Genomic DNA, 10975 nt, shown 5'->3' on the forward strand with positions numbered 1-10975 from the left:
GCAAGCGTCGCCTCAACCGACGCGGCCCGCGCCCACGACATTCGAATCATGGTTGCCCATGGATTCAGAAGCCCGCAACAAAAGCAACTGTAATGCTAGATGAAGTGACACTGGGAAACGTTTGAGGGTACCAGCATTGGGCAGTGCAGGACGAGTTAAAACCTGCCTTGTTTATTACGCAGAAAATGCCCAAGAGCGGGGCCGGCCGCAGCGTGCGCGGTGCCGGTGTCGCTGCGACAGTCGCCGGATCATTGCTTCCCGCGTGCCAGCAACGTCCAGACCGGTGACGTGCCGTCCCAGCGCCGAAGCCGCCCGTAGAACCTCACTCGAACCCCGGCCTCTTTCAACCGCTCGACCACGAGATGCAGTGCGATCACGTCGCCCTCGGCCAGCTCCACGCAACCGCGCTTGCCAGACCACACCGCGCCCGGGAAGGGAAACAGGTTGTACTTCAGCCATCGGCCGCCGCGCTCGGATAGCGGTTCTAGGTCTACTTGTGCGCCGTTCCCAGGCCGCAGGCCGACATCCGGCCGACGGAGCAAATTCGCGATCCAACCCACTAAACTCGGCTCCTAAATCGAGGCAGTCTTTCGGTACAGTCGCAATAGAAGTGCACAGGCCATGTTAACGAGGCAAGCCAAATGACACGAGAGATGCTCCGCCGTTCTCGGGAGCAGATCGCGGCGGCGAAGGCACTGCTTCAGCACAAGGTCCGAATATCCGGCACCCTGAGCTTCCAGAACAATAGAAACCTGGCGTTGAGCGGAATGGCGAAACAAGAGTAAGCGCGATTTTCTCCGCACGATGACGCCCGCGCTTTTGACGGATGGCCTTCGTATCGAGGGCGGCATCTGACCCGTTCAGGCAGCGGCGGTTTTGGGGAAGTTGAAGGGCAGCAGGTCGGTGATATCGGCGTCGTCGGCGCGCTGAGGCAATTCGGTGAGCACGTGGCGCAACCAGGCTAACGGCTCGACGCGTGAGGCGCGGCAGGTCAGCATCAGACTGTAGACGACGGCACTGGCCCTGGCTCCCTCGACGGTGTCGCTGAACAGCCAGCTCTTTCTGCCAGTGGCAAAGATTCTGATATCGCGCTCCAGGAGATTGTTGTCGATCGGCATCCTGCCGTCTTGCGTAGCGCGTCAGATATGACCATTGGTTCAGAGTGTAGGATACGGCATCGCCAAGCTTGCTGTCGGGCAAGACCTTCGGGGCGATTTGATCGAGCCATTCCTTGAGGGCGTTCAGGACGGGAATGCTGTGTTGCTGGCGGAAGCGGCGAATGCATTGATCTGGCGTTTCGCCTCTGTCTGGTTTTTCGTCCCGCGCCTGCCTTTCAACCCGGTAAAGCTGTTCGAAGAACCGCAGCGCCTGCTCTGGCGGGCCGCCGCCCTTCTTCCTCGCCTTGAGGGCATCGACAAAGCGCCGTCGGGAGTGGGCCATGCATCCAATGTGGGTGGTCCCTTCCAGCGTGCGCCATGCGGTATAGCCGTCACTCATCACGATGCCACGGTAATCGCCGAGGAAGGCCTGCGGGTGGATCTGGCCGCGGCCCGGCTGATAATCCAGAAGAACGATGGGCTCGTGACTGCCCTGGCCGCTGCGATAAGCCCACATGTACGATGTTATCGATGCCGTCAAGGATCCAGTGCAATTGCTCGGTCGTCAGCGTGACGACCGCCTCCTGGCGGCGCGGCCATCGGAACTTGTCCTCGGTCAGCCGCTTCAGGACCAGCACAAAGCCGGACCGGTCGAAGAACAGCAACTTCATCCGGTCGCAACGGCGATTGCAGAACGCAAAAACCGCCGGAGCGAACGGATCGAGGCCATCGTCTCCTGGACCAGAACCGCAAGGCTGTTGATGCCAGCCCGGAAGTCGATCGGCTCACGGTGCAGATAGACCTGCAGGTCACCGCCCAGTCTGAACATGGCCCAGGGCTCCGATGATCGCCGTCAATGCATCCACATCGCCGCATTCCAGCGCGACCTTCACGCCGTTCGGCAGCGACGCGCTCACTTTGGCCGGAGAACAAAAAGCTGTAGTCCCCTTGGGTTCCGACCCGCGCACTTCATCGCAAGCCGCCGGCAAACCCACCATCGCCACGCTGCTCCCCCGCGACAGGGCGCGATCGGAAGCCCCCTCAAGTTGAACCGGGATGAACGCCGATGGGGGAGACCGCGGGAGAGACCTGGTCGCGGTGTGCTTCTTGATCCATTTCCGAAGCAGGTTCGCGTTGACCCCGTGTTCGAGCGCAAGTCTCGATACCGAAACGCCAGGCTCAAGACAACTCGCGACAAGACGCTCCTTCGATGCCGCCTCGTAGCGCCGGCGACCGTTCCGACCAACAAGCCTGACCCGCAGTTTCTGATCATCGTCTGCCATCACAAGGTGTCCACCCATTTTGGTGGACACCTCATGCATCAGAGCACTCAAAAGCAAAAGGTGCAGGGAAATTCGCGCTTACAAACAAGAAGCCAACTAGCTGCCGATCTGTGCAGCTGCAACAAGGCTAGTCTTTATGGACGCAGTTCGTCGGACGGACTTGCGTGCGTCGGTTCGTGTACGATAGCTGAAGCGAGGAGCGCAACGACGTTGGTGGTGAGCTCCTAGTCAGTGTTTCTGACGGCCTCAGCCAGCATGGAGTAGAGGCTGTTTGCTGAATTCCTTGGGCTGTTGCCTCTCCGCTGTGTTCCGCGACACCTTCCGTGCGACTGGACGAGCGCAGGCTGCCGACGACGTCGGCCTCAGCTTCGGGGACGGCCTTATCTTGGGCGTTGCTGTGGGCGGCTTGTGGCCGCGCTTCAGGCCCAGACGGGTCAGCATGCCGCAGACGGCGTTACGACTGCACCCGAGACGACGCGCTATCTGCGCCGCGCTCTGTCCTGCGGACCAGAGCCTGTTGAGGAGCGCTATGTCATTCGCATGCCAGCCCATGACAAATATTATACCCCTGGCTGCCGAACACGCTAGTCTAGTCGTCGTCCGGCTCGCGCACGACCGGCGGTTCGTCAGCGTCATCTTCCTCTTCGTCGTCTTCGTCGTCTTCGTCCTCCTCGTCTTCATCGGGATCTCTTGGCGGCATTGCGGTGCCCAAAAGCACAAGCGGTGTCCAGTAGATCGCGGTGGTGGAAAATGCTTCGAAGGTATGTTGCTTCATGTGGCTGCTACTCCTCGAAAACACGCGTAGTCGCATATTCATGGCGGACGGCACGCGCGCCCAGGGCGCGATCGGTGCAAACGAGATGGGAACATCAAGTCGACGACATGAGCAAAGGAGGGCATCCGCCACGCAAATGGCAGCGTTTTCGGCTACTTTATGCCCGAGTACTCATTCGGCTCTACTGGACTGCACCTCTTAAGTGAGACACGATACTTTCATGCGGGGCTTCGTTCAAGGTGCGGATCGCCAGCAGATGCCGCTGTCGCCGGAATGCCTCGATGATTGGGTCGATGAGAGCAATTCTATTAGCGCGGTCGATGTGTGCGTGGATGCGTTAGATCCTCGCGACCTCGGGTTCGAATGGCCGCGCTCCTGAGCAGCCGATTACGGTTTCGGACCGGGCTTGAACGGGCGCTTCGAGATCGAGAGGCGAGGGTCAGGCTGCTGGCGGACAACATCGCCGATATTGTCATCGTGATGGATAGGAAGGGGTACCTGCGCTACGTGTCCCCCTTAGTCACCGTGGTGGGGAAAACTGAAACCGACTTCCTGGGACGTTTGTGTCTCGACGTAGTTCACGAGGATGATCGCGAAAGGGTCTTGGCGGCAAGCCGGGAGTTGAAGGGCGCGACCGCTTCTCGTTTCGGTTCGCTTTCGCATGCGGCGCGGCGACGGCGTGATGCTCTGGCTCGAGGCCAATTTCAAGATCGCCGAACACTCGCCGGGCGATGACCTGGAACTTGTCGGCGTTCTTCTCGACGTTTCCAAGCAAAAGGCCCTTGAGGATGAGCTATCTTCAGCCAACCTGAAGCTGGGGCAGCTTGCGACGACTGACGGGCTTACCGGGCTGGCGAACAGACGCAGCTTCGATGCATCCTTCGCGAGGCCTATGCCCAAGATCAAGTGCTTTCTGTGCTCTTGATGGACATCGATCACTTCAAAGGATTCAACGACGCTTTGGGTCACCAGGCCGGCGACGCTTGCCTTCGACGCATCTCCGAAGTGATTGGAAGTGGACGGCAAACACCGGAGGGCTCTCAGCGCGATACGGCGGCGAGGAGTTCGCGGTGGTCCTACCGGGTGTAAGCGAGGAGAGACCAGTCAAAGTTGCGACGCAATCCGGTTGCTGGTCACCCGATTGCACATCTACCATCCTGGAGCACAACGACAATATGTGACGATCAGTGTTGGCGTCGCTGCGAAGAGCGATGCGACGGCAGATGAACTAAGGCTGACGCGCGACGCCGACATAGCCCTCTACACCGCCAAAGAGCACGGAAGAGATTGCACCATCGCGAGTTCCACGATGGTCGGACTTCCCCTCAAGGGATTCTTCCTGGTGCTCTCCTCAGTAGGGTTGGCCTATCGTCGCCGCGAGCTTGCCTGGGTGGATGGCGAGGAGTTGGGAGTCACGTTTATCGAGACAAACCCGAAAAACAGGAGAGCCCGGGCGCCTGTGCCTGCTGGGCCGTAGCGAACCGGCTCCGGTGTCCCGCCCCGGCACAATGAACCTTGGCACAGTATGTGCTGACACATGGTATCGGGATTTTGCAATTTTCCCTCCCGGGGCTGGAAGCCGCCGCCTGCGACCATTTAAGCAGGCGGCGTTTTTGCTTCGGCGGCCTCTGCGAGCAGAACGGTGTCCGGGTGTGGCTCAAGAGTGTCCGAAGGCGGACGGCACCGGCCGCCCGTACCGGCCTGTTCTCGAACATCACTCCTCGATCCGGACAGCCCCAGGCCCAGGATGCGTTCCTGATCGGTGGAGCACGTCAGCCTCTTATGAGGACCGTCTAGGAATCCCAGTATGGAATAGGCGGGCGGGCGATCATCAGCCAGAAGATAACCAGCACGGCTGCGAACGCCGGAAATCCGAAGGCGAACCACCACCGAAAGAGTTGGTAATACCCGGCAGGCAGCTTGGCGTTGGTCTCTACCGCACGGACAGCAAGATCGCGCATTTGCATCTGCATCCACACCACCGGGAGCCAGCAGGCGCCGGTCACCAGGTACAGTGCGATGGACGCCGCGATCCACCCATCGCGGAGGGAATATCCGCTCGACCAAGCGAGCCATGTGCCGGTGATCGGCTGCAGGACCACGGCACTCGCCGTAAATAGGAAGTCGGCCAGTACCACCGTCCGCGCGACCCCCGCGATCTCGCGCGGGTCGCCGCGCAGATGCGCCACCAGCATGAAAAAGGCGATGCCAGCCCCAGTACCGAGCAGGACGGCAGCACCGATGATGTGCACCATCTTGAGAAGGAAATAGAGCATCAGCGATCCTCCCGGATCGCCATGGCAACCAGATTGAGCATCAGAACCGGCCAGATCTTCAGCATTGGCCCAAGCGGATCGGCCCACAGCCGCGGCACCAGCGCCGTGCCGATCACGACATAGGTTAGCGAGATGATCAGTGCTGCCCAGAGCCCGTAGCGGCTCAGAGGCCGCCAAAGAATCGCGACGCCGATACCGATGTCGGCGAGCGCGCCGGCGATGACGGTGAGAGAAGCGAATTTGTCCGGCACCCTGCCTTCCCGTAGCAAGGACATTCCAATTTCCCAGCCAGGGCCGAGAGAGATGATGCCTGTGACGATCCAGAACAGGCCGAAGACGCCGAATATCAGCGGCTTGAGCGCATATAGCCGGGCAAACCAGCGTTCCTGGACGGACGCGGGCTCGCGTGCGAGCGCGCCTTCAAGATCGCGCGGCCTCAAGCCGGTAAGCTGACGCCAGGGCTCGGGATCGCCGGTCGCGCCACGCCGCATTTCCGCCTTTGCAGTCGAACTGATGGGCGTTCCCCAACCCAGCATCTGGGCCAGGTCCCCCGCACGGTAAGCGCCCGAAGCCGCCCAACTAGGCAGGTGCAGGCGGTAAGCGGGCTTCCAGCGCAGCCAGGCGCGAAACAGCGCGATGGAGTCGCTGAAGGCGATCCGCCGTGGACCGGCCAGATCAAGTGCGATGCGCGAAGGAGCGCCGGGATGCAGGAAGAACAGAACCGTTTCTACCACATCATCGAGATATACCGGTTGAATAGCTGCCGTGTCGGGCATGACCGGTAGAACCGGTAGTGATGCCAGACCTCGCAGTAGTGCGCTGCCCCCATAGGCGGGCCGGCCCACCACCACGGAAGGCCGCAGTACGACCCAATCGAGGTCGCAGGCCATCAAGGCTGCTTCGCCTTCCCGCTTGGTACGAGAAAAATCAGTGGGCGCATCGCGGTCGATGCCGATCGCCGAGAACAGTATGACACGGCGGACGCCCGCGCTTTCGCACGCCGTATAAAGCGCTGCGCTGCCGGCGACGTGAACCCCTTGCATGTCCTGACCCTGCAGGGCACCCGCCGCATTGATGACGGCATCGACGCCGGCAAGAATGCCTTTCCATTTCGAAGCGTCGGTGGTCCTTGCAACATCGAGGGTGACGTGTTGCGTATCAGGCGCCGCGTCCGGATGGCGCGACACCAATACGCATTCATGCCCCTCGGTGGACAGCCTGGCGTGGATCGCCGATCCAACAAGCCCCGTGCCGCCGACGAGAAGGATGCGCATTGACCGGGTCCTTCGATCGGCGGCCGGATATCGCAAGCCGCCATCAAACTCTTGAAGGTGCGGAACGACTAAAGCGGAACTGATGCAATCGTTCCTCCGGGCGGAACGGATGAGTCGGGGCCGCAGGCAGAGCCTTGTCTTTGGCAAGCATCGCCTTCGGGAGAGACGACGCTTGCCATTAATGTTGCGGCGCCGCCGATATCGATGGGCCGTTCGTTCAAACACCCTGGATCAACGCAGTTACGGCCTTCCGCTCGTGGTCCATTGCGCTGGTCGGCGAAGCAGCGACATTTCTGAAGCGAGAGGTAGAGCGAAAGTCGTCCCGCTGAGTGGCCTACCGCCACCTTTGACCCGCAGCAGACATTTGCCGGAGGACTCACGCGCCGCGCAGACAGGCATTCGCCTGCAGAATGTCTCGCTGGCCGTAAAGATTTGCGGGGCGCTACGGCTCCTGCTTCTCAGCGAGTTCTCGCGCAGCTAAACTAAGCTCCAGCTCTCTGAGCTGCACGATCAGCCGATCAACGATCTGCTCGCAGTCCGATGGCGTCGGTGAATGCACGCCGTGTAACGTCAGTTGGTTCTGAAGGATCGTCGCCATCGTGGCTTTGACGCTCATGGGGACCTCGACTGAAAATCAGTTCGTCATCGAATTCAATCTGAAGCAGATGCCAAAGATGGCGGATGCACAATGGCCGTAAGATTGCGGATACGCGAGGTGGCAAAAGCTTCCGCGCTGCCCAAAGGCGAGATGTGTCGCGTCGCGCGCTTTTTGGTCTTTCGAGCTGATCCGCCGCCGGCGAGGCGCCGCGGCTACTTCTTTAACAATATCCCAATCGTTCGCGCCATTCGCCTCACTGATCAGGCGTGGCGGCCCAGTTCGGCGGCAATCTTCGATACACCAGCTCCTGCCCGCGCCACTAAACAATTGCTGGAGCTCGCGCTGGGCCCATTGCTTCGGCTTCGGTGTTTTCATTGTGCGGCGCTCACAACCTGCCGCTCTGCGTACCAGTGAGACTGGTGCCAACACTTGGGAAATTTGGTCTTTCCGCAATCACGAAGCTAACGTGCGACGCCGACTAGCCACTGCGAGCTCGCCAGATGGCCGTGTGCGCGTCCCGATATGTTGCGGAGTTGGGATCCGATCGTAGCAGGGGAGAGTTGCGCGCGGGTGGGCTAGGTCCTCGTAGAACCTGCCGTATGCGAGCGCCGGACCGCCGCTTCTGGCGTGTCGCGTCAGTTGGCACAGCGCAGCGGCAGGTCCTAAGCAAGGTTGGCGCGCTAATTTGCCGTTGTGTATCGTTTGATACGTCGCGATTGGGTCTGCCTTGCTACTGTTTCCCGAACAATGGGGAGCGGGCATGGACCGGCAAAAGGAAGCACTTGGGCAGTTCGAACACCCGGACTGTGCGAATTGCCGCACCACCATGAGATGGTTTCGCTCGGATCTGGTGCGAGATACTCTAGAACCGATAATCGCCCACCTTTTCGTCTGCCCCAACTGCAAGCGCGCTCAGCGGAGCGATACAGCCCTGACCGCGGTTCGCGGCCCGCCTGACAAATTGGCAATCCCCCGGTTTCGTGTCTTAAGGGGCGGAAAGTAGACACACCTCAATGGCCGTCCTCTTTGTTCCCGCATGCAAGTCCGCTGATGGCCTGAAGGCGTAGATCGCGATGGCGTCGGCCGTGTCGGGAAGTGAGGCGAGCCGGCCACGGCGGCCAGCAGTTCGACGCTGTTGACGTTAGCAGGCAACTTGTGCCGCTGGGCGACCGCCTGCTAGGAAAGTGCTGATTTCCGGGAACTACTTAGCCACGTGCCCGTGCAAACTCTAATTGCCCGCTGGCACGCCTGCCAAGCTTAGGCCCTCGTAGATGCGCTCGCGCTGGGCCAGGAAGGTCGGGTTTTCACTGCGCCGCTCGTTCCGAAATCTTGCAACAGTAAAGTGCGGGTCCAGCTCGAGGCCGGCATTCCGCGCCTCCCTGCCCTCGGCAGCGCGGCCGCTCAGCGCGAAGGCCGCGGCCAGAAAAAAGTGAGCCATCGCGACGTTCGGATTCATTTCGACCGAGTTGCGCAGCCGGTCCAACGCTGAGTTAAGCCTGCCGAGGAATAGGTCGGCGATACCGAGTAGGGCATACCAGCGATCGAGCCCGGGGTCCCGCGGGCTAAGCCGGATCGCGTTTGTGAGGTCAGCTTCTGCCTCTTCAGCGCGCCCCAGTAGAACCTTCAAAAAGCCTGCATCAGCATGGGCCCAAGCTAGATTACGATCGAGCGCAATAGCGAACTGAAGTTCGCGCAGCGCGCGTTCCGTCGCGCCTGAGACATGGAGGAGATTGGCGTGAACGAAATGGGCTAAAGCGTTGGAGGGAGCAAGCCTCAGTGCCTCAGTGATGGCCATGTGGGCGAAACGTAGCTGTTCGTCCCGATTGGTCGAGGCGAAGGTGCGAAGGTCGTTGCCATGATAGAAAGCAAGACCGACCAACGCCTCGACGTTGCGATCGTCCAACCGGAGCGCCGCGTCGAACAGGTCACACGCGGCGCGGTCGCGGCGCAGCGACAAGGGTTGGTTGAGGATTGCCCAGCCGCGCATGGCCAAGTCCCCGGCATCCATATTGTTCGGTCGTTCGCGTTCGGCGCGGCGGCCCTCTGCTGCAACGAGCTCGACACCCACGGTCCGGGCGAGGCGCGTGGTGATTTCGTCCTGCATGTCGAAGATATCGGCGCGCGGCTTGTCGAAGCGCTCGGCCCAGAGGTGTGCGCCGGTTTCCGTGTCGATGAGCTGCGCGTTGACGCGAATGCGGTCCCCGCCACCCTGCACGCTGCCTTCCATCACGTAGCGCACACCAAGTTCTCGCCCGATCACCCGGACGTCCACTGGCTTGCCTTTGAAAGTGAAGGCAGTGTTGCGAGCTATGACGAAGGCGCCAGGAATACGCGACAGGTCGGTTGTGAGGCTTTCAGTGACACCGTCGACGAAGTAGTCCTGCTCGCGGTTGCCATCGAGATTGACGAAGGGCAAGACAACGATAGAGAGTCGCGGTGCGACGGTCGTGTGCGGCGCTGCTGCTGCGGGTTGCGCGGGTGAAATCGAATAGATCTGCACCATCTCGGCGATGTTCTTTAGCTGCTGCCGACCGCGATCTTGCGCGGTGATATCCATTTTGCCACGCACCTGGTCATAGACTGCACTAGAAAGGCAAATACCACCAGGGTCGGCAGTGCCCTCCAATCGCGCCGCCACATTGACGCCGTCGCCCATGAGGTCGCCATCGTCCTCCACGACCACGTCACCGAGATTGATTCCGATGCGGAACTCGATGCGCCTATCCTGTACGAGGCCAGAATTGCTCTCGGCCATGGCCTGTTGCATATCGATGGCCGAACGAACTGCATCCACGACCGAGGCGAACTCGGCCAGCAAGCCATCCCCAGTCGTTTTGACGATACGCCCGGGATGGGCGGCCATCATAGGATCGATGAGATCCTTGCGGATGGTCCGGAGGCGATCGAGCGTGCCTTCCTCGTCAATTCCCACAAGCCGACTGTAGCCGGCTGCATCGGCCGCCAGGATTGTCGTCAGCCGTCGGTTTGGCCGCTCGATCGCCAAAGCTCTCTCCTGGCTTGTTCGGGGCCAGTCTACGCATTTGGGTGCAGGTGCCAAGGGAGTCGACGATGAGGATCGCGGTCGAAATGTCCGTTGATCGCCCATCACGTCGGTTGGCACACCGCAGTGACATGTCTGGAGCGAGAGGTAGAGCGGAAGTCGTCCCAAGTCCGGGTCCGACCGCCGCCTTTGACCCAATGCAGAAGTCATCTACTCGGCCCGACAAACGCCGCCCCTGCTTCGGTATGACGTAGGCCAGCAATCGCGCCGGGGGTTGAAAGCGCGAATAGAGGGTGCGTTCAGGCCGTGCGTCACTGATGGTCATTCGTCGAACGCTTGATTGCTCCCATCGATCAACTGTGTCATCGGCACCTCACGAACACGTGTCCCGCAACAGAGCATGGACGCGAAAATCACCATTGCAGCACGACCGTAATTTCATATTATGACCGTAATGGCATTGAGCTGAGCCGCTGTTTGGCGGCAGCGGGATGCCGCCTAACAGCTCTTTGCGAGGATCTCATGGAAGACATGATCGCCACTGCACGCCAGTTTGCATCGCGAGACACCACAGATCTCACCTCGCTTGGGCTCGCAGCCGCTGCAGCAGCGGTTGGCAACGGCGACATCACGTCGGAAGTCTACACTACTGCGCTTCTGCAGCGCGCCCT

14 protein-coding genes and 2 pseudogenes are annotated in these 10975 nt (G+C 60.7%); 5 read left to right on the plus strand and 11 right to left on the minus strand.

The window, feature by feature from the left end; all coding sequences use genetic code 11:
* Positions 1 to 248 precede the first annotated feature (248 nt).
* The 6 genes and pseudogenes from IVB50_RS25930 to IVB50_RS25955 form a co-directional block, all read right to left on the minus strand.
* On the minus strand, positions 249 to 560 hold the full coding sequence (locus tag IVB50_RS25930) for a hypothetical protein (RefSeq protein WP_247297713.1): 312 nt from the start codon (positions 558 to 560) through the stop codon (positions 249 to 251).
* Between the two features lie 300 nt (positions 561 to 860).
* Positions 861 to 1620 (minus strand): annotated as a pseudogene (locus tag IVB50_RS25935) (IS66 family transposase); the annotation flags it as partial.
* A gap of 144 nt (positions 1621 to 1764) precedes the next feature.
* Positions 1765 to 1926 (minus strand): IS66 family insertion sequence element accessory protein TnpB, encoded by a 162-nt coding sequence (gene tnpB / locus IVB50_RS25940; protein WP_247297714.1) that lies wholly within the window; start codon positions 1924 to 1926, stop codon positions 1765 to 1767.
* Entirely contained in the window at positions 1907 to 2380 is a 474-nt protein-coding gene (locus tag IVB50_RS25945; protein WP_247297715.1) for a transposase, read from the minus strand. The genes tnpB and IVB50_RS25945 overlap by 20 nt, the downstream gene beginning before the upstream one ends.
* Before the next feature lie 246 nt (positions 2381 to 2626).
* A complete protein-coding gene (locus tag IVB50_RS25950) occupies positions 2627 to 3016 on the minus strand; it encodes a GcrA family cell cycle regulator (RefSeq protein WP_346015394.1) in 390 nt (129 codons plus the stop codon).
* Positions 2970 to 3155 carry a hypothetical protein gene (locus tag IVB50_RS25955; RefSeq protein WP_247297716.1) on the minus strand — a complete coding sequence of 62 codons (186 nt, stop codon included), beginning with the start codon at positions 3153 to 3155 and terminating at the stop codon, positions 2970 to 2972. The genes IVB50_RS25950 and IVB50_RS25955 overlap by 47 nt, the downstream gene beginning before the upstream one ends.
* 220 nt (positions 3156 to 3375) lie before the next feature.
* Here IVB50_RS25955 and IVB50_RS25960 point away from each other — a divergent pair.
* From IVB50_RS25960 to IVB50_RS42300, 5 genes and pseudogenes are all read left to right on the plus strand, one after another.
* Positions 3376 to 3519 (plus strand): annotated as a pseudogene (locus IVB50_RS25960) (IS5/IS1182 family transposase); the annotation flags it as partial.
* Between the two features lie 116 nt (positions 3520 to 3635).
* Complete coding sequence (locus IVB50_RS25965) at positions 3636 to 3890, plus strand: PAS domain-containing protein (RefSeq protein WP_247297728.1); 255 nt, start codon at positions 3636 to 3638, stop codon at positions 3888 to 3890.
* A complete protein-coding gene (locus IVB50_RS25970) occupies positions 3817 to 4080 on the plus strand; it encodes a hypothetical protein (RefSeq protein ID WP_247297729.1) in 264 nt (87 codons plus the stop codon). The genes IVB50_RS25965 and IVB50_RS25970 overlap by 74 nt, the downstream gene beginning before the upstream one ends.
* Positions 4071 to 4244: a diguanylate cyclase gene (locus IVB50_RS42295; RefSeq protein WP_253075623.1), complete on the plus strand. Its 174-nt coding sequence runs from the start codon at positions 4071 to 4073 to the stop codon at positions 4242 to 4244. The genes IVB50_RS25970 and IVB50_RS42295 overlap by 10 nt, the downstream gene beginning before the upstream one ends.
* A gap of 37 nt (positions 4245 to 4281) precedes the next feature.
* Positions 4282 to 4632: a diguanylate cyclase gene (locus IVB50_RS42300; protein ID WP_253075386.1), complete on the plus strand. Its 351-nt coding sequence runs from the start codon at positions 4282 to 4284 to the stop codon at positions 4630 to 4632.
* Between the two features lie 316 nt (positions 4633 to 4948).
* Here IVB50_RS42300 and IVB50_RS25980 read toward each other — a convergent pair whose 3' ends face one another.
* The 5 genes from IVB50_RS25980 to IVB50_RS26000 form a co-directional block, all read right to left on the minus strand.
* Entirely contained in the window at positions 4949 to 5431 is a 483-nt protein-coding gene (locus tag IVB50_RS25980; RefSeq protein WP_247297717.1) for a DUF2269 domain-containing protein, read from the minus strand.
* The gene (locus IVB50_RS25985; RefSeq protein WP_247297718.1) at positions 5431 to 6705 is read right to left on the minus strand and encodes an SDR family oxidoreductase; all 1275 of its coding nucleotides are present in this window, start codon (positions 6703 to 6705) and stop codon (positions 5431 to 5433) included. Before IVB50_RS25985 ends, IVB50_RS25980 begins: the two co-directional genes overlap by 1 nt.
* Positions 6706 to 7147: 442 nt before the next feature.
* Positions 7148 to 7321 (minus strand): hypothetical protein, encoded by a 174-nt coding sequence (locus IVB50_RS25990; protein ID WP_247297720.1) that lies wholly within the window; start codon positions 7319 to 7321, stop codon positions 7148 to 7150.
* Between the two features lie 18 nt (positions 7322 to 7339).
* The gene (locus IVB50_RS25995) at positions 7340 to 7678 is read right to left on the minus strand and encodes a hypothetical protein (RefSeq protein ID WP_247297722.1); all 339 of its coding nucleotides are present in this window, start codon (positions 7676 to 7678) and stop codon (positions 7340 to 7342) included.
* Positions 7679 to 8531: 853 nt separating this feature from the next.
* Entirely contained in the window at positions 8532 to 10307 is a 1776-nt protein-coding gene (locus tag IVB50_RS26000) for an adenylate/guanylate cyclase domain-containing protein (RefSeq protein WP_247297724.1), read from the minus strand.
* Between the last annotated feature and the right edge of the window lie 668 nt (positions 10308 to 10975).

This window comes from Bradyrhizobium sp. 87 (genome assembly GCF_023073015.1).
Taxonomy (GTDB): Bacteria; Pseudomonadota; Alphaproteobacteria; order Rhizobiales; family Xanthobacteraceae; genus Bradyrhizobium; species Bradyrhizobium canariense_D.

Bases quoted from the DNA above. Each gene is read 5' to 3' on its own strand.
- tnpB (WP_247297714.1), bottom strand. From the start codon at position 1,926: ATGTTCAGACTGGGCGGTGACCTGCAGGTCTATCTGCACCGTGAGCCG.
- IVB50_RS25945 (WP_247297715.1), bottom strand. From the start codon at position 2,380: ATGGCAGACGATGATCAGAAACTGCGGGTCAGGCTTGTTGGTCGGAAC.
- IVB50_RS25950 (WP_346015394.1), bottom strand. From the start codon at position 3,016: ATGACGCTGACGAACCGCCGGTCGTGCGCGAGCCGGACGACGACTAGA.
- IVB50_RS25955 (WP_247297716.1), bottom strand. From the start codon at position 3,155: ATGAAGCAACATACCTTCGAAGCATTTTCCACCACCGCGATCTACTGG.
- IVB50_RS25965 (WP_247297728.1), top strand. From the start codon at position 3,636: ATGGATAGGAAGGGGTACCTGCGCTACGTGTCCCCCTTAGTCACCGTG.
- IVB50_RS25970 (WP_247297729.1), top strand. From the start codon at position 3,817: ATGCGGCGCGGCGACGGCGTGATGCTCTGGCTCGAGGCCAATTTCAAG.
- IVB50_RS25980 (WP_247297717.1), bottom strand. From the start codon at position 5,431: ATGCTCTATTTCCTTCTCAAGATGGTGCACATCATCGGTGCTGCCGTC.
- IVB50_RS25985 (WP_247297718.1), bottom strand. From the start codon at position 6,705: ATGCGCATCCTTCTCGTCGGCGGCACGGGGCTTGTTGGATCGGCGATC.
- IVB50_RS25990 (WP_247297720.1), bottom strand. From the start codon at position 7,321: ATGAGCGTCAAAGCCACGATGGCGACGATCCTTCAGAACCAACTGACG.
- IVB50_RS25995 (WP_247297722.1), bottom strand. From the start codon at position 7,678: ATGAAAACACCGAAGCCGAAGCAATGGGCCCAGCGCGAGCTCCAGCAA.